This is a genomic window from Microcoleus sp. B6-A1, from assembly GCF_036705085.1.
Taxonomy (GTDB): Bacteria; Cyanobacteriota; Cyanobacteriia; order Cyanobacteriales; family Microcoleaceae; genus Microcoleus.
The window spans coordinates 1-22,946 of sequence record NZ_JAUBTU010000054.1 but is presented as its reverse complement, the minus strand read 5'-3'; the positions used below and the strand labels follow the sequence as shown (position 1 = coordinate 22,946).

Sequence of the window (22,946 nt, the reverse complement as noted above, 5' to 3'; positions counted from 1 at the left end):
AGTTGTTGAGGGCGATCGGGCTGCAAGGGCCTTTTTCCCTCTGACTTCTGACTTTTCCCCTCTGACTTTAGTGACAAGCATCACCAATTTAAGAGATCCAAGTCACTGGGCATCAAAGTCTCGGTCACAGATTTTTAACCAAAAAATCACACGGTGTCAATGTTTTCGATCGCCTTTGAAGTCGCTCCCAGAGTGCATAATACAAATACAACAAGCCTGTTAAAATTTTATCTGTCTCAATCAACTAGGAGGTTTATCATGTCAGTATCCCAAATGACACTCGAAGAGTTATTTGGTCAGGTCATGTTCTCCAGCGTCGTGACTCGCCACGACCGGAGACAGCTCAGATCTGCACTCTTAGAAAGAACACTGAATGAAGATGAGTATGCCATCATCAACCGACTGCTGTACAACGTTCGCCGCGGTTGGGTAAAAATTGTCGATTAAAGACCTGGCAGCCACTCTCTGTAAAGGAGTTAATACCATTTTCGATTTTCGATTTTCGATTTGCGATTAAAGAATTGGTGATGACTGATAACTATCGGGGTTGAGACCACGGGCCTACAGTTACATTTTTTGGGAACTCGTTACAAGGAGAACTTGCCAATTCGGGAAGTTTTTTGTGTTTAATAGTTGGCTCGAAAGTGTGATGTGTTTGACCAGTGTGTTAATTATCAAAATCTCGCTACACATCAGCCTATAGGTAGAGATAATTATAAAATAACAGGTTTCGGGTGCATCTCTACTTGTTGAACAATTGTGAGTTTTGAGTTGTTAACTGAAAAGTTATAATTAACTCAAAACTCATAATTTTTTGGAGGTGAGATGGGAGATGGGAGAGTGGGAAAACTGATGAATATCAGGGTTGAGAGCCGTTAAAAAGTTGATATTTTATAAACGGGTATTAAAAATCAAAACTATAAGCTGTTTCCGGTTGAGGAGGAGTGTGCGATCGTTACAAGCACACCGAGTCGCATGGGTCGATCGACCATTCCGGCAATTTGAGCTCAGAAGTGTCAAAATATTAACAACCAGTTCATCCCCAAAATATATGGCTCCCGCCGTTTTAATTGAAAATCTTCAGAAACGCTACGGCACTGTAGAAGCCGTTAAAGATGTTTCCTTCAAGGTAGAACCGGGGGAAATATTTGGTTTGCTAGGCCCCAACGGTGCAGGCAAAACCACAACCCTGCGGGTACTTTGTACTTTGAGTGCGCCCGATAGCGGACGCATTGAAGTGTCTGGCATTTCTGCTGTCAGCCAGCCGAGAATTGCCAGACAAAGACTAGGCTATGTCGCCCAAGAAGTGGCTCTCGATAAGGTGCTGACGGGGCGAGAACTCCTGCAACTGCAAGCCGCGCTTTACCATTTGCCGCGCCCTACGATTAAAGGGCGGATTGACAAAATGGTGCAACTCCTCGGTTTGGAGGAGTGGGAAAATAAAAAGACGGGTACTTATTCCGGCGGTATCCGCAAACGCCTCGACTTAGCTGCTGGGTTGCTTCACCAGCCGGATGTTTTGGTGTTAGACGAACCGACTGTCGGGCTCGATATTGAAAGCCGGGTGGTTGTGTGGGATTTCCTGCGCCGGTTGCGGGAGGAAGGTACGACGGTTTTGATTACCAGCCATTATCTCGAAGAAGTGGATGCTTTGGCCGATCGCGTGGCGATTATTGACAAGGGTACGGTGATTGCTGAGGGGACGCCGGAGGAGTTGAAAAATCGGGTTGGGGGCGATCGGGTGACTCTGCGGATTCGGGAGTTTTCGCCGATCGAAGAAGCTGAAAAAGCTAAAACTCTGATGCAATCTTTGCCTTTTGTGCAGGAAGTAATTGTCAACGCGGCTCAAGGAAATTCTCTCAATTTAGTAGTAACACCGCAAAGCGATGCGCTGGTGACTATTCAGCAAGCTTTAAAAGATGCGGGATTGCCTACTTTTGGGATTGCTCAATCTCGGCCGAGTTTGGATGATGTGTATTTGGCTGCGACTGGTAAGACGCTGTTGGATGCGGAGTTGGCTGCTGCTAGCAACCGCGATTTGAAGGCGGAGCAAAAACAGGCGATGCGATCGTAGTTTGAGGGAAGAGGGAATGCACGACACGGATTTTGACACGGATACACGGATTAATTGAGGAAAGTTGGGGGGATGCTCTTTGGGATAACTCCGCGCGACTAAAGAAACCGGGTTTTTTACCGAATCTGCGGGCTGCAACCTGTGTATTTTCGTAAAAAAACCCGGTTTCTGACCACCCGTGGGTAAGTCCTATAGAATCTAAAATACGATCGTAATTTGGGGGGATATTAATAGATGAATCTTGTTTTGGAAGTTGAAGCGCCTCCTTTTCGAGAAGATGCAACAGGTGCTATTCGGGTGGGAAACTCAAGAGTTTTGCTGGAATTGGTGATTCGAGCTTTTCAGGATGGTGCGTCGCCGGAATCTATTGTGCAGCGTTATTCAACTCTGTCGTTGTCGGATGTCTATAGTGCGATCGGCTATTATCTCCGACACCAAGAAGCAGTAGAAGCTTATCTCAATTATCGCGAGCAATTAGCAGATTCCGTTCGTCAGCGTTTGTTAGGTATTCAACCAGATCTGGGCGTTGTGCGATCGCGCTTGTTAGGCGAAAAACAATCTTGTTTACTGAACCCGGTTTGTAAGGTGCGTCGCTGTGAGATGGTCGATCTTTTTGAAGGTTTTTGATAGCGACGCACCCTACAGCAACTGTCAACTGCTATACATCCAAGATTTGTTCTGCTGTCAATGCTAATTCGGGAAAAGTTCGAGATATAATTCGCTCAGTTCCTCGGTAAGCAGTCATTTGATAAACCCCATTTTCATCGAGCAGGTAAACAAAAACAGTCGGTTCTTTCGGGTTGCCCAAATAGTTTCTGCTACCCAAAGCTAAATAATCGACAATCCAATATTCAGAAATTCCCAGCCGCTGATATTCATCTAGCTTATCGATATAATCATCTTCCCAATTTGTTGATACAACTTCTACCACTAATTGTGGGGGTTCAGTTAGTGCTGTATAGGCGAAAGGCTTCGATTTCCAAACAGTTTTGTCTACTACTGTAACATCAGGATGTCGGCCTTGTTCTTTACCATTTGAGGTTAAAGTCCTCAGCATAAATCGACCAGATACCCTATAATTGAGGGGGATGCGATCGACCTCTCTATCAAACTGTTTGATAAGAAAATCGGCAACATCCTCATGCAGTCTTATTGGTAATATTTGCACAATTTCTCCATTTACCAGTTCATAACGGCCTTCATCTGGAAGTTGCTTGATAAATTGCTCAAAAGTAAGCAGTTGCTTCGTTTGGATTGGTGCTATAGTCATGGTTGGCTCTCATTTAGCTACATCTTTAAAACTATTAGCTAACCATTTTAACATATTTTTTCAAGATATGTTGAATGTTGAAAACGGTTTCAGCTTCATAGCTCAATTTTTCTAGCATTCCCCGTCTTGTTAAAGATTGAATTGCTGTGAATAATTCGCCTTGCGATCCTTGACATTTCGCCATCAATTGAGTAAGCGAGAGCGGTTCAGTTTCATTGCTGATTAGAGCGATCGCCTGTTTTTCTATTTCCGACAACCGCTGATATTGCTGCTGCAATATCGGTGTCAATTCATCGCTTAAAAATACTGGTTGATAACTCAAATATTGAGATACTCTACCGCTAAATAAGTTGTTAATAGTTTGAGCGACTAATTTTAACCATAGGGGATTGCCTTGATAAAGTTCAATCAATTCTGGCCAGTATTCTTCATCTAATAAACCTTTTTCTCTCAGAATTTCTGTGGCGACTTCACCTAAACCAGTTAACTGCAATAAACGTACTGCTGAATTATCGTCGGTGAATGTGATGATGTCTGAGGGAGGTTCCCAACTATTGAGGATTAAGCAGCTATTGTGGGTAATTTCGCCGATGAGTTTAAATAAGGTTCCGTAATTTTCATATCCGGGTTTATAATGTCCTGCAAGTTGCCCGCTGCTGAGAATTTGCTGCACGTCATCGAGGATGATTAGACAGCGATTGTCTCGCAAATATTCGATTAGGATTGATAACTGAACATCGGTGTTTGTGGGGACAACCCTCTCTTCGCCCCCCCTTGGTAAGGGGGGGTTGGGGGGGTGTTGATTTGAGAGAAATTGAATGAGGGTTTTGAGGGTGGTTTCGAGGGGTGGGGAGGTGCGGAGACTGCGCCAGATGATGCGATCGAATTGAGTTTGAATTTGGGGGATGAGGTTACGGGCGATCGCACTTTTGCCGGTGCCTGCCATGCCTGTGATGGTGAGGAGGCGGCAGTTTTGGCGGGCGATCGCATTTTCGAGGGCGGTGAGGGGTGAGTTGGGGTAGTTGTAGAAGGTTTTGATCTCCGGTGCATCTCTTAAATCGAGTCGCACTTTCTCTTGGGTGTCGTCTTCAGTTGAGGTTTGTGCAGGCGGTGAGTGTTGTGGAGTTTTTGGAGGGTGCGAGGTTTCTGTGCAGACGTTTATATTCCCTTTGTGGACAAGGTTAAAATAACCCGAATTTGAAATTTTAGAAATTTCATATCTTTCCATTGTGGAGCTAAAATTGGATTTATTAACATCTTCCTCTAAGATTTTTGAAAGAATTTGCCATAACTTTGAGGCAACATTTCTGACATGGCGTTCAGTACAATGAACCTCTTTGGAAATTTCGGAGTATCTTTTACCTTGCCAAGTTCCCCGTACTACTGCCTGTTGCAGATCGTCTAGGTGTTTGCCCGTCTTAGTGAACACCAAGCCATCGGCCAACCTTAAGAGTTCTTGAACATCCATTTATTGGGTAAATGTAGGAGGTTTTATCTATTGTATCAGACTTTTTCTGACTTTTTCTGACTAAGGATGGCAAAATGTGACCTTGAACGGCTAGCTAATTTTATCAACTACTGGCAAATTGTGACATTCTCCTACTTTACACTACAGAAAAATTAACTTAAAATTCAAGCAGGGGCTTTAAAACAATCTTAGGCAACCTAAAAGATTTTAACCATGTAAATCTGACTGGCGCAACTATGTCAGATATCAGGGTGCATCCCTAACGGTTCAAAAAGTTGCTCAAAATGTGGCTGTATCCCTAACGGTTAAAGAAGTTGCTCGCAATGTTGCTGGATCGGTGAGTAATGTTTAGGGGCTTTTAGCCTCGCGAAATGTTCGGAAAATTTTTCTAATTTACCAGAGGAAACAATCATGTCTAGTGCATTATCCCTACCGCAAGCTAATTTAAAAATGGCTCTCTGGCAAGTCGATGCTGATGCAATGACTAGCAGCGACTTGTATGTGTGGTTAAATGATATCGGCTTGCCGCATGAAGTCACGATCCGGCTGCATGAACTTGCCACATACACGAAAAAAGCTGCTAACAAAGTTTTACTTATCGGCAAAATTCTCCTCATTAAAATCATAGAATTTGTCAAAGCTCATCCCCATTTAGCGCTCGGGGTTGCTGTTGGTGTCGCTGTAAGAATTTTGGCAAGTTCAATACCATTTGTAGGCCCGTTATTAGAACCTTTGGCAACAGCGCTGGGTATCCCAATTGGTGCAATAGCCGGCCACCGACTCGATCGAGGCAAAGAGGTGTCTGATGGAATTATTGGAATTGTTCAAGAGATTATTGAGATGGCCAAAGATTTTTTTCAATTACTGATAGACGTTTTCAATACAATTTTCCGCAACGTCATCACTGCTTAACTGCCCAAATTAGCAAAAAGATTGAGGTCTAATATGTCTGCAAATAAAACGCCAACCAAAGAGCAAATTCTTAAGTCAATAGAGCAATTGGAAAAAAACCCACATGATAAATTAGGGATTTTAGCCGATATTGGCATTGGTGTGGTGGGGGCGGCCGGTGCTGGTGCGGCGGTGGCAGCTTTCGGTGGTATACCACTTCTATTTGGGTTAATAACCGTTGCACCTCCCGTAGGATTAGTTGTTGGCGGTGCAGCTTTAGGTGCTGCTGCTCTTGTAGGGGTAAAACGAATATTTGAGGGCAATTATAATGAGGGAAAACAAGAAGAAATGCTTAAAAACTTAAAAGAACAGCTAAGAGATGTTGAAGCCAAAGAAAGAGCCTCCAAGCTGGAAGACAGCGATAAAACTAAATTTATTGTTTCCTTGAAAGAACCCGTCAGGCTCGATTTAATTAGCCCGAAAGACGCTCAGGATTTAATTAGCGCCGTAGAAAGCGGTAAAATTGCAATCAAAGAGGCGATTAAAATGGTTGAGGAGGTGGTTAAAGCTGCTAAACCATAACTGCCTTCTGACTGCGTAACCTGGGAATGCTAAGTTGTAAGTCAGCGATCGCCCTTACTTAACCCAAGCGCGATCGCTCTTGATAAATAACTACTGATACTCTACTACAGCCGCGATCGCCCTAGCAATTTCCTCCATATCAGTAGTCGAAAGTTCTCCTATTTTACGAATGAATCTTTGTACATCCATACCCCGTAATTGCAACAGATCCACTGCCGAAACTTTCGTTAAACCATTAGCAATATCTGGCTCAATCTTAACGTGCCAGATATTGCCAGCATAATATTTTTTCCAATCTGTAATAGGTGCAGCCAATTTGATTGGTAACTTGCCAACACTATCAGAACTTACCACTACAGTGGGACGGATTTTTTGGATTTCTGCTCCCACTGTTGGGTCAAAATTAGCCAACCAAATATCACCCCGTTTAGGAGAAGGAGAGTTAGTAGTCAATTAAATCTCCTGCTTCTAATTCTTGCCATTCTCTATCTTCCTGGTAATGCTGCAACATTACCTCAGCTTGTTTTGCTAGAATGTTTCGCCTCTCTTCTAACGGCAATTGCATAAATTCTCTGCGACTGGGATAGTTGGCTACTGTTGGTATTTCTAAAGCTATATCCGTCTGCTGCTTTTGAATCTTACGCTGATAATTCAATGCTTCTATTCGAGATACTTCTGCTTCCTCCGCTGCAATATCAGCATCAATTTCCTCTCGGTTAGCATGGTAATAAGTCAAAGCTGCATAGACTTGGGTGAGAGTTAAATGCCCGATGCGATCGGCAATTTCTTCTGCACTCAAACTTTGCTTGTACCAAATAGCAATGCGCCGGACTGTAACACCCGTTCCGGCAATAATTGGACAGCCACCATGTATGTCAGGCTGACGGCTAATTAAAGTTCCTATATCCGTGATAGTTGACAAGATTTTTTCCCCGCCAATGTCTGATGGTTCTGCTATCTAGCATAGCACTGTCACAGCAAGAGCGATCGCCCCCTAATTTTCTGGAAAATAACGCTCCAAAAACTCCCTAGCCGTAACAATAGGAATCCCCTCATATTCCTGCAACACTAACAAATCCAGATCGCCCGTAACAATTGCATCAGCATCAGCAGCGATCGCAGTTCCTAAAATCATATTGTCATTAGCATCTCGTAACTCAGGCACGTTGATAGTGGAAATTGGATAAACTTCCACTATCTCTCGCGTTCCGCTCATTAAACCATTAACGGTAAAACTCAAAGACTGTAATCTCGCCTGGAGTTTTTGTTTGTTCAAAGTATTCTCTAATTCTGCTAGTATTGGTTCAGAAGCACAAATTATGAGTTGACGAGTTCGAGCTAATCTGAATAAACGAGCTGGGATACCTCCCCACAGCCAGCCTGACACAAAGATATTAGTATCCACTACAATTTTCATTTGTGCGACTCTATTTCAGAACCTTTCTCGCGACGCACTTCCCGCACAAGTTCGCAAATTTCTTCCATTGTTAACTCATCAGGATCGGGACTCGCTGCTTCTACTCGGCGTTCCCATTCCTCCCAGTCAAAACCTGCTACCTTCTGAAAAACAATACTATCTCCTGCCACTGTAACTGCATATCGATCCCCAGGCTTCAGTTGAGCCTCAATCTCAGTGGGAATTTCTAACTTACCGTCGGGGTTGACAGTCACAGTAATATTTGATTTCAGAATGTATTCTCGCAGGTGTTCAACAACTCTATCTTGCAGAGTTTCCGGCAAAGATTCCATGATTTTGACCAAAGTGGCGATCGCACTTGATGACATAGCTTTATCCTCCCTTGTTTAGCCGAACTATCCCGCAGGAATCGCTCTTTCAATATATCTAAAGATTTCTCAAAAAATCTTCAACAGAAATCCCTGCCTGATTTAGAATACTGTTGAGGGTTCCAACAGCCAAAGTTTTACGCTGCACTGGTACTACACAGCCCACCTCGATCGCGCCTTGAGGATTCGACTCATCATCGATCGGTAGTTGTTTCTTCAAAATAGCATGGCTGCCTCGCTGCCGTACTTGAATAAAGCCTAAGCGTTCCAAAGCCCGGATGGCTTCTGCACTACTAACTCGCGGTAGTTTAGGCACTCAATACCTCAAATGTAGTTAGCAGACGGGGGGAAGTTTTAGGCAGAGGGAATTCTTCTAAATAAAGTTCCGTTGCTTCTTTGAGATTGGCGATCGCCTCTTCGATCGTCTCTCCTTGGCTAGCCGTTCCCACTTCAGGACACTCGGCTACATAAACATCCTCTTCCCAATAAACAATTGCCGTGAAAGTACAAGACATTTTTTTGCCAAATTCTTCATACTTAATCTAGCATATCCAGTAGCGTTAATGAGAGCTTATACTTATATTTGACCACAATATCTCCTCTAAAAAAATCAAGCAATTTCCTCCGCCAAAAGCCGACCATCGCAGCGCTCATACTCATCTTCCAAAAGCCATGAATGAGCCTCATCATAGCTGGAACTTAAAAACAGAGACTTATAGTTTGCTGATGGATCGTAAATACAAAATCCTCCCTTTTTTGCACTCACTAACATCAAAATACGAGGAGGAAAAACAATTGGATCTACCCACAATTCGATAAATTCCCAATCATTAACTTGTTCGGCGAGGTCTGGTTTGTGCGATAACATGATATTCAGTTTACCAAAACTCCACACAAAAAGCGATCGCCCGCCCAACACCACCAATACCTCCAGACTTGCTACTGTAAAGATAGTGAGATTTAATCAACAAGCAATTATGAGCGGTACTGTTACATCCCCCAACAACCTCAACCAGCAGCGGCCACTCTCCACGGCATCCGCCGACACTTCCACTTCCCTGCTGGGCGACTTCATCCAAGAAACACTCGCCTTAACCAAGCGCCTGTTTATTCAATTGCAGCGCCGCCCCTCCACGCTAGTTGCAGGCATTATTCAGCCGCTGATGTGGTTGGTTTTGTTCGGAGCTCTGTTTGAAAATGCACCCGCCGGCTTGTTCGGCGAAAGCCAGAATTACGGACAATTTCTCGGCGCCGGTGTAATCGTTTTTACAGCCTTTGCCGGGGCGCTGAATGCTGGTTTGCCGATTATGTTCGATCGCGAGTTCGGATTTCTCAACCGCCTGTTAGTCGCGCCCCTGGCTTCCAGATTCTCGATCGTTCTAGCTTCGGCTATTTTTATCGTCACCCTCAGCTTTATCCAAACCGGCACAATCGTTACAGCGGGAGCGTTTTTGGGCGCGGGATTCCCCGGAATTGCCGGACTGGGGGCGATCGCCCTAATTGTCCTGCTGTTAGTTTTGGGCGTCACCGGCTTGAGTCTGGGTTTAGCCTTCGCTCTTCCCGGTCACGTAGAATTAATAGCGGTAATTTTTGTTACTAACCTGCCGCTGTTATTTGCCAGCACAGCCCTCGCGCCGCTGTCATTTATGCCAGAGTGGCTGCAAGTTGTGGTGACTCTCAATCCTCTGAGTTATGCGATCGAACCCATCCGCTACCTGTACCTGCACAGCGATTGGTCGCTAGCCAGTGTCGTGATGCACGCTCCTTGGGGTACAGTCACCTTTGGAGGAGCGCTGTTAGTGCTGCTGGCGTTTGATTTGGTGGCGCTGCTGAGCATTCAACCCCTGCTGCGACGCAGGTTTGCTTAGGGCGATCGTTTAACCTGCACCGTCAATTCTAGGACACGGCAATGCCCTGGATCGTGTCAACTTAACTTCAAACCTACTCAGAGACTGCTGTTTGGCGATTAGGCCCAGATCCCCCCTAACCCCCCTTAAAAAGGGGGGGACAAGAAGCGGTCAAAGTCAACCCCTACTCCCCTTCTTAAGGGGGATTTAGGGGGATCTGGACTCAGGTAAAAACGAGATTTATCAAGGCTTTCAGGCGATTGTTGACACCAGTGGGCACGGTGCGGTGTCCTTAGCCCCAGCGAAGTAATATAATATTCAGTCGCAAGTCAGAATATTGTTTAGATAGAATTGTTTTTTTGAAAGTTCCACTAATAAATTATGAACACCAAAACTTTTAAATCGGGGAAATTGATCATTGGGATTGCTGCAAGCGCGATCGCATCCTGTGCTCTGTTCTCCCCTCAAGCAAGCTTCGCTCAAGCCAGCGGTTTAAATAATGCCCAACCGCTGCAAGACTTTCAAACTCAAGACAATACCGACCCATTTTCCGGCCGCAGCAGCGGCAGCGGAATATTTGATTTAATTCACCGATCCAAATTGGGCGGCGGCCGCAGCATGGAAGAATTTAATAGCGAACAGCGCCAAAATTTAAACGATGCGGCCACAGAATTTCGCAACAAACAGCGCCTACTACTGGAAAAGCAAGCTGTACCTTCTGAAGGGGCGATCGCACCAGCAGAAATTACCGCCCCCGTCCCTTAAATTGCTTCCTTAGTTCGCGAAGGCGGACTTCGTTAGTCTAGCAGCGGTTTCAACCGCCGAGTTTTAATCTTTAGACCTCTTGCAAAAGTCCTTTTCATAAATTTATTGGACGGGCAAGATGCCCATCCCACAAGAAAAAATAACACTTGTGGGATGGGCCTCTTGCCCGTCCTAGTTATTTGTGCAAGAGGTCTTTTATTTATTAGTCCGCGCACCATCCGGACTTCGTTTGTATAGCAGCGATTTCAAGATCCGAATCTTATCTAAAAACCATCGCCCTTAATCCCGTTCCAACCACGCCCGCATTTTACCCGGATTCAGCAAACCGTAAGGATCGACCAACTCTTTAAACTGCAACTGTTCCACATTAATACTTTTCATCCCTCCATCTTCCAATATATAAGTGTGAGGATTAGCAATCAGTGCGCCTTGCTCTTCGTGATAGCGAATAATTTCATTGAGCCGTGATTCCGTAGTGTAGCGAACTATTTGCAAAGCCGCGGCGATCGCCCTGCCATTCATCCGCAAAAACTCCAAGTGCATCATCACCTCATCCCCATAAAAATTATACAGTTCCTCAATCAATTTCAAACCTTTATCTGCGGGAAAAAGCGTCTGCAAATAAGTCAGAGACGGATCAGCGCTGCGAGCGTGTAGAGTTGTATGATTCCAAGTAAATTCAGCAATTGCTGCACCTTTGCTCGCTGCTTGCGCGTTTTTTTGATAGCAAATTGTGCCGCCATATTCCCGCACCAAATCTTGCAGCGGTTCCAGACAAGATTCAGCTACCATTAACAAAGCGCAGTGCTTACCTTCAGGAATTGCCTCGCGGAAAGCAGCAAAATAAGCAGGAATCGGCCAAGCACAAACACAAATTAGTTTTTTGATAATTCCGTCAGCATCGCCCAAAGCTTGACCGAAGTTTGCCGATGTCATAAAATCGTCAAAAGCGACGATGATTTCCGCCCAAGCATAAGCAGGGGCGAGGGGAATTTCTAACTCAGTAATAATCCCATTTGTGCCGTAAGCGTGATTGACTTTTTGCACTTCATCGCCGCGCAATTCGATGACGCGGGGCTCGTCTTCCATTGTAACAACTCGAACGGCATGAAGATTTCCCCGATCGCGCAATTGCCCATAAGTTATCGAACCAATTCCCCCGCTACCGCCACCAATAAATCCGCCAATCGTTGCGGTGCGATAGGTTGAGGGAACCATCCGCAATTCCCAACCAGTTTCTCGCGCTTGTTTGTCGAAAACCGACATTTTTACCCCCGGTTCTACGCAAGCTAAACCCGGTTTTATCCAGCGGATACTGTGCATTTTGGTGGTATCTAAAATGACGCCGCCCTTGAGGGGAATGCACTGCCCGTAATTGCCCGTTCCTGCACCTCTGACTGTTAGCGGAATTTTGGATTTGACGCAGGCTGCAGCAATCCGCAAAACTTCGGCTTCGCTGGCGGGACGAACTACTAAATCTCCTGTTTTATCACTTAAGAGAGGTTGCAAAACTGGACTGAAGTGATAATAGTCTTGAGATAGCTTGACAACTTGCGCGCGATCGCTAATTATTTCAATTCCCGATAGTTCCGAAGAAAAAGCATCCCAGTCAATACTTTGAATCGCAGTTGCAGTCATTTTTTTTCCTTTATGCTAGCAGTATTATATCAAATCCGCCCTTCATCGGAATTATTCATCTCTCTGTTCTCTTCCTCTGCGTTCTCTGCGTACTCTGCGGTTTAATCATTCCAATGCAACCGGAATTCATATTATATATTTTCTCAATCACAACTTAGTAACATAAAATACTAACTGCAATCTTTCTTTAAGTAGTAAGGTGCTTATTCGCGCACCCTACATATAGAACTTCTGCCTCCAAGAATGTTTTTTTTAATTAACAAATCCCCCAAAAACCGCCATCCCGTAGTATTTCCAAGGCACTGCCACAGTGTCAAATCCAGATGAGACCAGCATTTCCAACTGTGCCGAAAGTGTAGCTAGGCGATCGGGATTAGAATATCCGTAAGAGACACTCGTCCCCACATTTGCACGAATTTGTGCTAAAGTTTCCCCCTGATTTCGCGCCCAATCTTCTCGCGCCGCTTGATAAATATCTTTCATTGCTGCTGATTCTGCTAATAGAGGATCGGCATTCCAAAAACAGCCACCAGCATTTAAACTTTCGCGAATGCGTTGAAACAATTTCAACTTCATCTCATCTTCAAGATGGTGAATTGCCAGAGATGAAATGCAAGCATTGAATTTATCGCCCAAGCCTGATAAATTTGGATTGTTTGCCCATTCTCCAAAATCCATTTCTATGCCAGTCCACCGGGTTGCGTATCCTGCCGACTCTATTTTGGCGCGGGCAAAATCAAGCATTCGTGGCGAGTAATCGACAGCCACTATTTCCGCAGACGGGTAGCGTTGGAGAACTTTTAAAGTGAGTTCCCCCGTACCGCTGCCGAGTTCTAAAATGCGGTGGTTTGCGTTAGCAATGCAGCCTGCTAATACATCCAACATTTCGTCATATTTAGGTAAAAGTCGCCGAATGCCGGTATCAAAATTGGCAGTATTGACGAAAACTTCTCCCGGAAAAATTTCGTGGCGCGCAGGTGAGGCAGTAGAGTCAGAATTCACGATCGCCAACCATAGACTACAATTGCTATCCTAACCGATATAAAGCAAAAATTGCATGAAGTAGGGAGAGGGCACGGCGCCGTGTCCTTACCCGATCATCTGTACTTCACTCAACAGAAAACCACTATAAAGTTATGCGTATTCTTACGGATAAGCGAAACCCTCGCGGTAAACAATAATAAATCCTCGGTTACACCCAGAGAGTCTTGCTTTACCCCGGACGCCAGCAAAACAGTCTGAAAAAGCAGTGTTATGTTAGTAGTGCATAAATTCCCATCAAGATTAAACCTCACACTTGAGGATACCATGCGCCAGTTGATTTCTAAAATTCGGGCTGCCATCAGCCAATTAATTTACAAGCGAATTCTGCTTGCGGTGACAATTTTATTTTGTGTAGGTGTAGGAGTAGCAATGGCAAATATGTCTCGTCTTTCCTCCACCCTAATCGAATCGCAAGCCCTCCAAAATGCCACCCTCTATGCCCAAGCAGTTAAAGAAGCCCGCACCCTTTACAGTTCCGATGTTATCAATCCTCTCAACGCCGCTAAAGCAATTAACTTTACCCACGACTACAACCCGACAAAAGTAACAATTCCGGTACCGGCCACTTTCTTAATAGAACTCGGAAAAAATATCACCAACAAAAATCCCGAAGTATCGCTTCGTCTCTACAGCGACTACCCGTTTCCCTGGCGGCGAGAAGAAGGCGGAGTCCGAGACGATTTTGAACGGCAAGCTATTACGTATTTGACGCAAAATCCGACACAAAAGTTTTTCCGAGTTGATAATTTTCGCGGCAAGCCAGCCTTTCGATATGCCGAGGCAGATATTCTAAGTTCTACCTGCCTTAACTGTCACAATACTCACCGCGACAGTCCTAAAAGTGATTGGAAAGTAGGAGATGTGCGGGGGATATTAGAAATTACTCAACCTCTCGATACCATCACTCAAACTACTCAAAGTGAACTTAAAAACCTGTTTTTACTGTTAGTAGGACTTTCAGCTTTAGGGGTGACAGGATTAACTTTATCTATCAGCAGGTTGCGCCAAAATGCTAAACAATTAGAACAGCGGGTCAGGGAACGGACGGCACAATTGCAAGAAACTAATGTAGAATTGGTAAAAGAACAGGAAAAGTGCGATCGCCTGCTGCTCAATATTTTACCCGAATCCATTGCTGCTAAGCTAAAAAACGGTCAAAGCAGTATTGCTGACGGCTTCGCAGAAGTCACTATTTTGTTTGCAGATATCGTAGGCTTTACCGTGCTTTCAGCACAAATATCTCCCGAAGAATTGCTCAAGTTTCTCAACGAAATTTTTTCAGCCTTCGATGGTTTAACGGAAAAGTATGGGTTGGAAAAAATCAAAACAATTGGAGATGCTTACATGGTAGTCGGAGGTTTGCCCAATCCCAGCACCAACCACGCCGAAAGCATTGCGGAAATGGCTTTAGATATGCAGGAGGAATTAGCAAAATTTAATGCCAAACATCATGCAGGAATTAACATTCGCATCGGTATCAATACCGGGCCTGCAATTGCGGGGGTTATTGGCACTAAAAAATTCATTTACGATCTCTGGGGCGATGCCGTCAATACAGCATCCCGCATGGAATCCCACGGGATTGCCGGCGCGATTCAAGTCACACAATCAACTTACGATATCTTGAGAAATAAGTATCTGTTTGAAGACAGAGGAATTATCCACATCAAAGGCAAGGGCGATATGAATACTTATCTGCTTGCAGGCAGGCTAGTCAGCGCAGTTTCGGTTTAATTTGTTTATTATATTATTAAGGGGTCTGCTAGTTAGTCGAGAGTCATCAGTCATTATATCATGTCCGGTCGATCGACCGCGATTTTCGTAGGGGGCCGTGAGCCAACAATAGCTGCCAATAATTGACAATCTGAAAAAGCCGCCCCGACCGCGATATTATGGTTAATCAATCGGACATGATATTAGTCAGCAGCAAGCAGCCAAAAAGTAACAGTTAATGGCTGCTGGTTGCTGAGTGCTGACAATTACAGGAATTACACAGGGGATGCGAAAAACCCGGTTTCGGGACGGTTGCTTCGTTGACCAACCCAAAATTTATGACGAGAAACCCGGTTTCTTTTCCTATATCCTAAATTAGCCATTTGCAGAATACTAAATTTTATGTCAGCGCGGATTTTATCATTCTTGAAATTTTTCCAATCTCGCTTGTCTAGGCAAATAGCTTTGTGGGTATTTGCTAGCATTCTTGTCATAGAGGGAATTATTTTAGTTCCCTCTTATTTTCGGCGAGAAAATGAACTTTTAAGCCAACTGGAACAGGTATCTCGGGCGACTGTTGATTCCTTAGAGTTTTTGCTGCAACAAGATATTTCCGATCGCACTTTCTTGCAAGAAGAAGTAAAAAACATTATTAAGGATTCTCAAGTAGTGTTAGGACTGTCTATTTACCAAGCTAACGGTGAGCTAATATATACACTTGGCGAACCGCCAGAAATCCGTTTCGAGCAACTAAAAAAATCTCGTATAGTTCACAATCACAATTTCGATGACAAGAGGTACGATATTGCTTGGACGGAGAGACATTTGGGAGGCGATTATATCTTAATTGTTCGCCACGATGCTTCCACGGTTCAGCCCGAACTATACGCATTTATCGCACGGGTTGCTGTTCTAGTCATCATTATATCAGCCTTTGTCACTTCTGTGACTATGTTCTTTTTAGGGGTGACAGTAATTGCACCTATCTTGAGATTGCGCGATGACTTGATCGCTGCTGGAGACGCTTTGAGCAAAGATCGAAAACAACCTGATTTCTACTCTCTGTCTGTCAAGCGGGATGACGAGTTGGGAGAACTTATGGTCGCATTCAATCAAATGTTTCACCGAGTATACAAGGAAATCGCACAGCGGAAACAAGCTGAAGAAGTATTGCGCGCCGAACAAGAAAAGTCGGAACGTTTATTACTAAATATATTACCGGTAATGATTGCCGATCGCCTCAAACAAGGTCAGATAAATATTGCGGACGGATTTGCCGAGGTTACGGTTTTGTTTGCTGATATTGTGGGCTTTACCGAAATATCTTCGCGCACGTCTCCTGAAGAATTAGTCGAATTGCTTAACAAAATATTTTCAGCTTTCGATCGCTTAAGCGAACAATACGGCTTAGAAAAAATTAAGACTATCGGCGACAATTATATGGTAGCAGGCGGTTTGCCACTTCCCTGTACAAATCACGCCGAATCTATTGCCGAAATGGCCCTGGAAATGCAGCAAGAAATTATGAAATTCCGCGACGAATGCGGTCAACCTCTCAATATCCGCATTGGCATTAATACTGGGCCTGTTGTAGCAGGTGTCATCGGCACTAAAAAGTTTATTTACGATTTGTGGGGAGATGCTGTGAATACAGCAAGCCGCATGGAATCTCAGGGACTTCCTGGTAAAATTCAAGTTAGCAACTCAACTTATGAGTTGCTGTGCGATAAGTATTTGTTGGAAAAGCGCGGTAAAATTAATGTTAAAGGCAAAGGATCTATGACGACTTATTTGCTCAAAGGCAGAAAATTGTAACTGACAATTTTAACCATCGCCCGCGAATACGTGGTATGGGGGCTGACGTTCCCAGGCAGCCGCCCTCGACACCAAACTAGGTTTTTTTGGAAGGAACCGCGAAGACGCTAAGGACACGTTCGGCGAAGCCGTTCCCGAAGGGTAGGAAGAGAAAAAGAAATAAGACAAAATAAAAATTTCACAAGGTAGCTATTATTGCTATATTAAAAGGCAAGTTAATATTAGTTTGATTGGGAAAAATGACTGCGGATCAGGAACATAATTCTTCAAATTCACCGATTTGGCAGCCCTTCACGCAAATGAAAACGGCTGCCCCGCCACTGAAGGTAATTCGCGGCAAAGGATCGGTGCTGGAATTAGCAGATGGGCGGCAAATTCTCGACTGCATTTCTAGTTGGTGGGTGACTGTTCATGGGCACAGCCATCCGGTTCTGGCTGAGGCTCTTTACGAGCAAGCCCAAAAGTTAGAACACGTAATCTTTGCGGGGTTTACTCACGAACCGGCCGAGAAACTTGCGAGTAAATTGCTAACTCATACGCCTGCTTCTTTAACGCGGATTTTCTTTTCTGATAATGGCTCGACTGCTGTTGAAGTTGCTCTGAAAATGGCATTTCAATATTGGCGCAATCTCGGAGAAACTAACCGTACTAGCTTTATTAGTTTTGAGGGAGGTTATCACGGCGATACTGTGGGCGCGATGTCTGCTGGCAGAAGTTCGCTGTGGTGGGAATCTTTTGCACCTTTAATGTTTGCGGGGGATGTTGTTCCTTTTCCGGCGACTTTTGACGGCGATGATGAGGTGGAAAGCAAGGAGGCGGCGAGTTTAGAGAAATTGGAGTTTTTTTTAAAGCAGGGCAGCTATGCGGGAATTTTTATCGAACCTTTGGTGCAAGGTTCTGGGGGGATGCGAATGTGCCGCCCTGAGTTTTTGCGGGCGATCGCACAACTTGCGGCCCAGTTTAATGTATTGTTGATTTACGATGAAGTAATGACTGGTTTTGGTCGCACGGGTGAACTGTTTGCCTCGGTTAAATCTGGAACTTCACCGGATATCCTGTGTTTGTCTAAAGGATTGTCTGGTGGCTGCTTGCCAATTGCTGTCACAATGGCATCGGAGGATATTTATCAAGCTTTCTGGCGAGATGAATGGGACAAAGCTTTTTTTCACGGTCATTCTTACACCGGAAATCCCTTAGCTTGTGCGGTGAGTGTAGCATCTCTGGAGCTTTTGGAGCAAAACCCAAATGTTTATCAAGGGATGGAAAAACTGCACCACCAATATCTGAATCAATGGCTGAGAAATCATCCTAAACTAGAACGGATTCGGACTTGTGGCACCATCGCAGCAATGGAGGTGAAAACGGAAAGCGTTTCCGGTTATTTTAATGACATTGCTCCTGTATTGAAAGCCAGATTTCTCGAAGCGGGGTTTTTGCTCCGCCCCTTGGGAAATACGCTTTACTTGATGCCTCCCTACTGCATTTCTCCTGATGAACTAGAATCGATTTATCGGGTGATTCGTCAGGTTTTGGATACTCTGTAAACCCTTTAATTTTAGTAATGAATTTACCCAATTGGAACGATTTGGCTGACGACGCGCTGGCGGGCAAATGTCTCTCTCGCGAGCAATCTTTAGCCGTATTGCGCGCACCGGATGAGGTTTTGCTGGAACAACTAAACGCAGCTTATCGGGTGCGCCGCCACTACTGGGGAAACCGAGTCAGGCTGCACTATTTGTTAAACGCTCAAAGTGGCCTTTGTCCTGAAGATTGCCATTATTGTTCTCAGTCAAAAATTTCGACTGCGGAAATTGAGAAATATCCGCTTTTAGCTAAGGAGAAAATTCTGGATGCCGCCCAACGCGCAGCAGATTTAAAAGCAGGTACGTTTTGTTTGGTAATTTCGGGCCGTCAACCTAACGCTTCTACTTTCGATCGCGTTTTGGATGCTGTCGAGACTGTGAAGGCAAATTATAACCTGAAAATTTGCGCTTGTTTGGGATTGTTGAGCCAGGAGCAAACTCATCGGCTGGCTAAAGCTGGAGTCGATCGCGTAAATCACAATCTCAATACTTCCGAATCATATCACACGGATATTTGCACCACTCACACTTTTGGCGATCGGGTGGAAACCGTCGAACACGTAAAAGCAGCGGGAATCACAACTTGTTCCGGCGGAATTTTGGGGATGGGCGAATCGGATGATGATGCGATCGATTTAGCCCTTTCGCTTCGCAAGTTGGGCGTTACTAGCGTGCCGGTTAATTTTTTCATTCCGATTCCTGGTACGCCATTTGCAGATGTGAACAGGTTAACTCCCCGCCAATGTTTGCGAATTCTCTGTTTGTTCCGATTTTTGCTTCCCAGTCAAGAAATTCGGATTGCTGGGGGACGGGAGGTGCATTTGCGATCGCTGCAACCTCTCGGACTCTACCCCGCTAATTCTATCTTTGTTGGCGATTATCTGACAACTCCCGGACAAGCTGCCCATCAAGATTGGGACATGATTCGAGATGCGGGATTTGCGATCGAATCCCCCGAAGGTTCTCTATTAGAAGTTGATTCAGCAGTTACCAAATCCGAACAAAAAACCCTGGTTGTGTAACTCTTATAGCAGTTTTCAATCGGATGAAATAGAGTAGGACACTCCAAGAGCCCAAAGCGTGTCAAATTAACGTCAAACTTAGTACCATCCTGCTGTTTGACTATTAGGGTTCGATCCCCCCTAGCCCCCCTTAAGAAGGGGGGGACAAGAGTTTGATCAAAGTCAACCCCTACTCCCCAACAATCAGGGGGATTTAGGGGGATCTAGACTCTGGTAAAACCGATATTTATCAAGGGTTTTAGCCTTAACTTGACACCAATGGGCTTTTGGAGTGTCCCTACGGTAGACATTCTTCAATCTAAAATCTAAAATCTAAAATCTAAAATCATACAAGGGGGGGAAATTATGGACAAACGCGAAGAAATTACGATCGCAGAATACCAGCTAACTGCCGAATCTTTCCGAGAAGGAACTTGGCATCACGACGTATCCCAAAATCGCTCCGCACTGACCGCTGCCATGCCCCGCACTCCCGGTAAAATTCTCGATATAGGATGCGGGCCGGGACGAGATTTAGTAGCGTTCAAGAGCCAAGGACACACAGTTGTAGGCTTAGATGCAACTCCAGCTTTTGTAGAAATAGCAAAAGAGTTGTCAGGATGCGAAGTTTGGCAGCAATCTTTTCTGAATCTCGACTTACCAAAAGCAGAATTTGACGGTATTTTTGCCAATGCTTCCCTGATTCACGTTCCCAGCGATGAGATGGTGAAAGTCCTGCAAAATTTGCACAAAGCCTTAGTTGTTAACGGTGCAATTGTCATGTCAATGTGCCGGGGAAATTGGGAGGGATACGACGAGCGGCCAACGGGAAAACGCTATACTGCCGGATGGGAATATCATACTTTAGCGCCTTGTTTAGAACAAGCGGGATTTGCAATTGTCAATCACTACTATCGCCCCCCCGGCTTACCGCGCGAAGCTCAATCTTGGGTAGTAATAGTGGGCAAAAAACTCTAACGTAAATGGGAAATTGGGAATCGGTAATTGCAAATCATTCCCCTCTCTTCCTCTGCGCCCTCTGCGCCCTCTGCGGTTAAAAAAAACTAATTCAAAAAATTACAGAGGATTGTTGTATACTGTTCCACAGTCAAAACAACCAATTTCTGCATAACTTAAAACACAATTAATATGACAGAGAAATCCCACATTTTTTTAGCAGGTGCTAGTCGAGGAGTCGGCTTAGAAATCGCCAAATGTCTCACAGCAAAAAAGATGCAAGTAACAGCACTTTTGCGATCGCCCGCCACCAGCAGCGAATTAGAAGCAATGGGCATCAAAGTCGTGACTGGCGATGCTTTGGATGCAGCAGCTATGGAAGCGGCGATGGCTGGGGGTGAGCCAATTCATGCCGTAATCAGCACAATTGGCGGCTTGCCCAAAGATGTAGAATTATCCGATTATTTGGGCAACAAAAACTTGATTGATGCGGCTGTCAAAGCAGGCGTGCAAAAGTTTATTTTAGTTTCATCAATCGGCAGCGGTAATAGTGTCGGCGCTTTGCCGCCCCAAGCTTTAGAAACTTTGCGCCCGGTTTTAATTGAAAAGGAAAAAGCCGAAAATCATTTGATAGAAAGCGGGATGATTTATACAGTGATTCGTCCCGGCGGACTCAAATCGGAACCTGCCACAGGCAACGGTATTTTAACAGAAGATTTTCGAGTTTCTGGAACGATTCACCGGGCGGATGTAGCGCTGCTAGTTTGTCAGTGTTTGGTTTCTGAGGCTGCTAACAATAAAGTTTTGTCGGCGGTAGATAAACAGATGGTTTACGGCAATCCAGAATTTGAGGAATTAAATCTGTAGGGGCGGGTTTTACCAACAATAATTGCCTAAAACCGATAATCTCGTAAACCCGCCCCCACTTGGGTGGCGATCGCGCGGGGTGGGGGCGGGTTTTTGAGTCTTTGGGTATCCTTTGAAACTATTGGTGAACCCGCCCCTACAAGTTTTTGACGGAGGGCGATCGTAAACCTGTCCCCAACCAACGGCAAATCTCAAGAATCGAAAGGCTTAATCCACGATCGCCCGATCGCCCAATCCAAAACCAAACCCGCGATCGCAAACAATACCACACTCTCGACACCGCGAACAGCAAACGGCAATAACTCCTGTAGGGCGGGCATCTTGCCCGCCTCAAAAGAAAGTCCCGCCTCAAAAAACAATCCAGCATCCAACTGTCCAAAAGCCCGCACCAACCCAAAAGCCAACACCGCACCAGATTTAAGCTGCGGGTTAACATCTCGGCGAATCGCATAGCGGTAAGTCACGCCGAACAAAAAACCGCCCAAAAGTGCGATCGCCCCTCGGGCGGCAAAATTTAGGTCAATTTCCCTTACCTGCAAACTCGCCAGAGAATCTAACCTATTTGCTAAAATTAAGCTATTACCAAGGGCGATCGCCCCAAAAGCCAGCAAACAAGACAAAGCAGCAACACTCCCTGCCTTCAAAGATTCTACCCGTTCAGCCGCACTAAAATTTGACGAATCCTTCACAGCGCCCTCATTTCAAAAATGGCTCAAATTGACCTATCATAAGGTTTGGAGTCACTTTGTACAGTTTGTTCAATAAATAGCTATGGATATTTTGTCACTCGGTTGGGTTTCGGTGCTAGTTCTGTTCTCCTTCTCAATTTCAATGGTCATTTGGGGACGCAACGGTTTCTAGATTCCAGAATAGCTTGCGGGGCCAGCTTTTTAACTGCCCCGCATTTTTTTAAATCCTATTTAACCAAATCAAAATAACAGGAGTTGGAAACATGACAGCAAAAAAAATATTAATGTTAGTCGGCGACTTTGTAGAAGACTACGAAGTAATGGTTCCTTTCCAAGCACTGCAAATGGTAGGCCACACCGTCCACGCCATCTGCCCGGACAAAGCAGCAGGCCAAACAATTCGCACCGCAATTCACGACTTTGAAGGCGATCAAACCTACAGCGAAAAACCCGGTCACAACTTCACTTTAAACGCGACTTTTGACGAAATCAACCCCGCCGACTACGACGCTTTGATTATCCCCGGAGGACGCGCCCCAGAATACATCCGCCTCAACGAACAAGTGCTGCAAATTACCCGCTACTTTGCCAACAGCAAAAAGCCGATCGCATCTATTTGTCACGGCTTACAGGTTCTAACAGCAGCAGGCGTACTCGAAGGCAAACGCTGCACCGCATACCCCGCTTGCAGCCCCGACGTACTCCGGGCCGGCGGCAAATATACAGAAGTTCCCGTTACCGAAGCCGTAGTCGATGGCAATTTAGTCACCGCCCCCGCGTGGCCAGCACATCCTAACTGGCTAGCTGAATTCCTGAAAGTTTTGGGAACCAAGATCGAACATTTAGATAGTCATTAGTTATTAGTCATTAGTTAGGATCGCGAATTAAATAAGGCAACCGTCGCAGAAATTGTCGCCAGGGTTCCCATTGTGAGCGTGGAATCTTGGATAATTGATG

Annotated in this window: 27 protein-coding genes; 15 read left to right on the top strand and 12 right to left on the bottom strand. The window is 45.0% G+C overall.

The window, feature by feature from the left end; all coding sequences use genetic code 11:
* Positions 1-258 precede the first annotated feature (258 nt).
* From QUB11_RS19740 to QUB11_RS19730, 3 genes are all read left to right on the top strand, one after another.
* Positions 259-447, top strand: coding sequence for a hypothetical protein (locus QUB11_RS19740; RefSeq protein WP_015175516.1), 189 nt, complete (start codon positions 259-261; stop codon positions 445-447).
* Between the two features lie 604 nt (positions 448-1,051).
* Entirely contained in the window at positions 1,052-2,074 is a 1,023-nt protein-coding gene (locus QUB11_RS19735; RefSeq protein ID WP_333391532.1) for an ABC transporter ATP-binding protein, read from the top strand.
* A 234-nt stretch (positions 2,075-2,308) separates the two neighbouring features.
* On the top strand, positions 2,309-2,701 hold the full coding sequence (locus tag QUB11_RS19730) for a DUF433 domain-containing protein (protein ID WP_333391490.1): 393 nt from the start codon (positions 2,309-2,311) through the stop codon (positions 2,699-2,701).
* 31 nt (positions 2,702-2,732) lie between these two features.
* On the opposite strand, the gene QUB11_RS19725 is transcribed toward QUB11_RS19730, so the two are convergent.
* Positions 2,733-3,344, bottom strand: coding sequence for a Uma2 family endonuclease (locus tag QUB11_RS19725; protein ID WP_333391488.1), 612 nt, complete (start codon positions 3,342-3,344; stop codon positions 2,733-2,735).
* A 34-nt stretch (positions 3,345-3,378) separates the two neighbouring features.
* A complete protein-coding gene (locus tag QUB11_RS19720) occupies positions 3,379-4,812 on the bottom strand; it encodes an NB-ARC domain-containing protein (RefSeq protein WP_333391486.1) in 1,434 nt (477 codons plus the stop codon).
* Between the two features lie 411 nt (positions 4,813-5,223).
* On the opposite strand from QUB11_RS19720, the gene QUB11_RS19715 reads away from it, so the two are divergent.
* Both QUB11_RS19715 and QUB11_RS19710 read left to right on the top strand, forming a co-directional pair.
* Positions 5,224-5,724: a hypothetical protein gene (locus tag QUB11_RS19715; protein ID WP_333391484.1), complete on the top strand. Its 501-nt coding sequence runs from the start codon at positions 5,224-5,226 to the stop codon at positions 5,722-5,724.
* 33 nt (positions 5,725-5,757) lie between these two features.
* Positions 5,758-6,285 (top strand): hypothetical protein, encoded by a 528-nt coding sequence (locus QUB11_RS19710; RefSeq protein ID WP_333391482.1) that lies wholly within the window; start codon positions 5,758-5,760, stop codon positions 6,283-6,285.
* 90 nt (positions 6,286-6,375) lie between these two features.
* Here QUB11_RS19710 and QUB11_RS19705 read toward each other — a convergent pair whose 3' ends face one another.
* From QUB11_RS19705 to QUB11_RS19675, 7 genes are all read right to left on the bottom strand, one after another.
* Entirely contained in the window at positions 6,376-6,738 is a 363-nt protein-coding gene (locus tag QUB11_RS19705; RefSeq protein ID WP_333391480.1) for a type II toxin-antitoxin system PemK/MazF family toxin, read from the bottom strand.
* Positions 6,728-7,207, bottom strand: a complete 480-nt coding sequence (locus QUB11_RS19700) for a DUF433 domain-containing protein (RefSeq protein ID WP_333391478.1) — start codon at positions 7,205-7,207, stop codon at positions 6,728-6,730. The genes QUB11_RS19705 and QUB11_RS19700 overlap by 11 nt, the downstream gene beginning before the upstream one ends.
* Before the next feature lie 72 nt (positions 7,208-7,279).
* Positions 7,280-7,702: a putative toxin-antitoxin system toxin component, PIN family gene (locus QUB11_RS19695; protein WP_333391477.1), complete on the bottom strand. Its 423-nt coding sequence runs from the start codon at positions 7,700-7,702 to the stop codon at positions 7,280-7,282.
* Entirely contained in the window at positions 7,699-8,070 is a 372-nt protein-coding gene (locus QUB11_RS19690; RefSeq protein WP_333391475.1) for a hypothetical protein, read from the bottom strand. The genes QUB11_RS19695 and QUB11_RS19690 overlap by 4 nt, the downstream gene beginning before the upstream one ends.
* Positions 8,071-8,128: 58 nt before the next feature.
* A complete protein-coding gene (locus QUB11_RS19685; protein ID WP_333264067.1) occupies positions 8,129-8,386 on the bottom strand; it encodes a type II toxin-antitoxin system HicA family toxin in 258 nt (85 codons plus the stop codon).
* Positions 8,379-8,585: a type II toxin-antitoxin system HicB family antitoxin gene (locus QUB11_RS19680; protein ID WP_333251862.1), complete on the bottom strand. Its 207-nt coding sequence runs from the start codon at positions 8,583-8,585 to the stop codon at positions 8,379-8,381. Before QUB11_RS19680 ends, QUB11_RS19685 begins: the two co-directional genes overlap by 8 nt.
* Before the next feature lie 95 nt (positions 8,586-8,680).
* Positions 8,681-8,938, bottom strand: coding sequence for a hypothetical protein (locus QUB11_RS19675; RefSeq protein ID WP_333391473.1), 258 nt, complete (start codon positions 8,936-8,938; stop codon positions 8,681-8,683).
* A gap of 109 nt (positions 8,939-9,047) precedes the next feature.
* On the opposite strand from QUB11_RS19675, the gene QUB11_RS19670 reads away from it, so the two are divergent.
* Both QUB11_RS19670 and QUB11_RS19665 read left to right on the top strand, forming a co-directional pair.
* On the top strand, positions 9,048-9,938 hold the full coding sequence (locus QUB11_RS19670) for an ABC transporter permease (RefSeq protein WP_333054424.1): 891 nt from the start codon (positions 9,048-9,050) through the stop codon (positions 9,936-9,938).
* Positions 9,939-10,298: 360 nt separating this feature from the next.
* Positions 10,299-10,682, top strand: coding sequence for a hypothetical protein (locus QUB11_RS19665; RefSeq protein ID WP_333391471.1), 384 nt, complete (start codon positions 10,299-10,301; stop codon positions 10,680-10,682).
* A gap of 279 nt (positions 10,683-10,961) precedes the next feature.
* On the opposite strand, the gene QUB11_RS19660 is transcribed toward QUB11_RS19665, so the two are convergent.
* Together QUB11_RS19660 and QUB11_RS19655 are read right to left on the bottom strand one after the other, a co-directional pair.
* A complete protein-coding gene (locus QUB11_RS19660) occupies positions 10,962-12,320 on the bottom strand; it encodes an FAD-binding oxidoreductase (protein ID WP_333202217.1) in 1,359 nt (452 codons plus the stop codon).
* A 252-nt stretch (positions 12,321-12,572) separates the two neighbouring features.
* The gene (locus QUB11_RS19655) at positions 12,573-13,322 is read right to left on the bottom strand and encodes a class I SAM-dependent methyltransferase (protein ID WP_333202219.1); all 750 of its coding nucleotides are present in this window, start codon (positions 13,320-13,322) and stop codon (positions 12,573-12,575) included.
* A gap of 306 nt (positions 13,323-13,628) precedes the next feature.
* On the opposite strand from QUB11_RS19655, the gene QUB11_RS19650 reads away from it, so the two are divergent.
* From QUB11_RS19650 to QUB11_RS19625, 6 genes are all read left to right on the top strand, one after another.
* Positions 13,629-15,098 (top strand): adenylate/guanylate cyclase domain-containing protein, encoded by a 1,470-nt coding sequence (locus QUB11_RS19650; RefSeq protein ID WP_333202240.1) that lies wholly within the window; start codon positions 13,629-13,631, stop codon positions 15,096-15,098.
* Between the two features lie 381 nt (positions 15,099-15,479).
* Positions 15,480-16,892 (top strand): adenylate/guanylate cyclase domain-containing protein, encoded by a 1,413-nt coding sequence (locus QUB11_RS19645; protein WP_333202221.1) that lies wholly within the window; start codon positions 15,480-15,482, stop codon positions 16,890-16,892.
* 239 nt (positions 16,893-17,131) lie between these two features.
* Positions 17,132-18,436, top strand: coding sequence for an adenosylmethionine--8-amino-7-oxononanoate transaminase (gene bioA / locus QUB11_RS19640; protein WP_333202223.1), 1,305 nt, complete (start codon positions 17,132-17,134; stop codon positions 18,434-18,436).
* A gap of 17 nt (positions 18,437-18,453) precedes the next feature.
* A complete protein-coding gene (gene bioB, locus QUB11_RS19635) occupies positions 18,454-19,497 on the top strand; it encodes a biotin synthase BioB (protein ID WP_333202225.1) in 1,044 nt (347 codons plus the stop codon).
* A 345-nt stretch (positions 19,498-19,842) separates the two neighbouring features.
* Complete coding sequence (locus tag QUB11_RS19630) at positions 19,843-20,454, top strand: class I SAM-dependent methyltransferase (RefSeq protein WP_333202226.1); 612 nt, start codon at positions 19,843-19,845, stop codon at positions 20,452-20,454.
* Between the two features lie 171 nt (positions 20,455-20,625).
* Entirely contained in the window at positions 20,626-21,300 is a 675-nt protein-coding gene (locus tag QUB11_RS19625; RefSeq protein ID WP_333202227.1) for an SDR family oxidoreductase, read from the top strand.
* Positions 21,301-21,491: 191 nt separating this feature from the next.
* Here QUB11_RS19625 and QUB11_RS19620 read toward each other — a convergent pair whose 3' ends face one another.
* On the bottom strand, positions 21,492-21,989 hold the full coding sequence (locus QUB11_RS19620) for a hypothetical protein (protein ID WP_333202229.1): 498 nt from the start codon (positions 21,987-21,989) through the stop codon (positions 21,492-21,494).
* A gap of 82 nt (positions 21,990-22,071) precedes the next feature.
* Here QUB11_RS19620 and petN point away from each other — a divergent pair, with 82 nt between their 5' ends.
* Together petN and QUB11_RS19610 are read left to right on the top strand one after the other, a co-directional pair.
* The gene (petN, locus tag QUB11_RS19615) at positions 22,072-22,161 is read left to right on the top strand and encodes a cytochrome b6-f complex subunit PetN (RefSeq protein WP_071883976.1); all 90 of its coding nucleotides are present in this window, start codon (positions 22,072-22,074) and stop codon (positions 22,159-22,161) included.
* A 91-nt stretch (positions 22,162-22,252) separates the two neighbouring features.
* Positions 22,253-22,846 (top strand): DJ-1/PfpI family protein, encoded by a 594-nt coding sequence (locus tag QUB11_RS19610; RefSeq protein ID WP_333202231.1) that lies wholly within the window; start codon positions 22,253-22,255, stop codon positions 22,844-22,846.
* The last annotated feature ends 100 nt before the right edge of the window (positions 22,847-22,946 follow it).

Coding starts and splice junctions, on each gene's coding strand:
- QUB11_RS19740 (WP_015175516.1), top strand. CDS start 259: ATGTCAGTATCCCAAATGACACTCGAAGAGTTATTTGGTCAGGTCATG.
- QUB11_RS19735 (WP_333391532.1), top strand. CDS start 1,052: ATGGCTCCCGCCGTTTTAATTGAAAATCTTCAGAAACGCTACGGCACT.
- QUB11_RS19730 (WP_333391490.1), top strand. CDS start 2,309: ATGAATCTTGTTTTGGAAGTTGAAGCGCCTCCTTTTCGAGAAGATGCA.
- QUB11_RS19725 (WP_333391488.1), bottom strand. CDS start 3,344: ATGACTATAGCACCAATCCAAACGAAGCAACTGCTTACTTTTGAGCAA.
- QUB11_RS19720 (WP_333391486.1), bottom strand. CDS start 4,812: ATGGATGTTCAAGAACTCTTAAGGTTGGCCGATGGCTTGGTGTTCACT.
- QUB11_RS19715 (WP_333391484.1), top strand. CDS start 5,224: ATGTCTAGTGCATTATCCCTACCGCAAGCTAATTTAAAAATGGCTCTC.
- QUB11_RS19710 (WP_333391482.1), top strand. CDS start 5,758: ATGTCTGCAAATAAAACGCCAACCAAAGAGCAAATTCTTAAGTCAATA.
- QUB11_RS19695 (WP_333391477.1), bottom strand. CDS start 7,702: ATGAAAATTGTAGTGGATACTAATATCTTTGTGTCAGGCTGGCTGTGG.
- QUB11_RS19690 (WP_333391475.1), bottom strand. CDS start 8,070: ATGTCATCAAGTGCGATCGCCACTTTGGTCAAAATCATGGAATCTTTG.
- QUB11_RS19680 (WP_333251862.1), bottom strand. CDS start 8,585: ATGTCTTGTACTTTCACGGCAATTGTTTATTGGGAAGAGGATGTTTAT.
- QUB11_RS19675 (WP_333391473.1), bottom strand. CDS start 8,938: ATGTTATCGCACAAACCAGACCTCGCCGAACAAGTTAATGATTGGGAA.
- QUB11_RS19670 (WP_333054424.1), top strand. CDS start 9,048: ATGAGCGGTACTGTTACATCCCCCAACAACCTCAACCAGCAGCGGCCA.
- QUB11_RS19665 (WP_333391471.1), top strand. CDS start 10,299: ATGAACACCAAAACTTTTAAATCGGGGAAATTGATCATTGGGATTGCT.
- QUB11_RS19660 (WP_333202217.1), bottom strand. CDS start 12,320: ATGACTGCAACTGCGATTCAAAGTATTGACTGGGATGCTTTTTCTTCG.
- QUB11_RS19650 (WP_333202240.1), top strand. CDS start 13,629: ATGCGCCAGTTGATTTCTAAAATTCGGGCTGCCATCAGCCAATTAATT.
- QUB11_RS19645 (WP_333202221.1), top strand. CDS start 15,480: ATGTCAGCGCGGATTTTATCATTCTTGAAATTTTTCCAATCTCGCTTG.
- bioA (WP_333202223.1), top strand. CDS start 17,132: ATGACTGCGGATCAGGAACATAATTCTTCAAATTCACCGATTTGGCAG.
- bioB (WP_333202225.1), top strand. CDS start 18,454: ATGAATTTACCCAATTGGAACGATTTGGCTGACGACGCGCTGGCGGGC.
- QUB11_RS19630 (WP_333202226.1), top strand. CDS start 19,843: ATGGACAAACGCGAAGAAATTACGATCGCAGAATACCAGCTAACTGCC.
- QUB11_RS19625 (WP_333202227.1), top strand. CDS start 20,626: ATGACAGAGAAATCCCACATTTTTTTAGCAGGTGCTAGTCGAGGAGTC.
- petN (WP_071883976.1), top strand. CDS start 22,072: ATGGATATTTTGTCACTCGGTTGGGTTTCGGTGCTAGTTCTGTTCTCC.
- QUB11_RS19610 (WP_333202231.1), top strand. CDS start 22,253: ATGACAGCAAAAAAAATATTAATGTTAGTCGGCGACTTTGTAGAAGAC.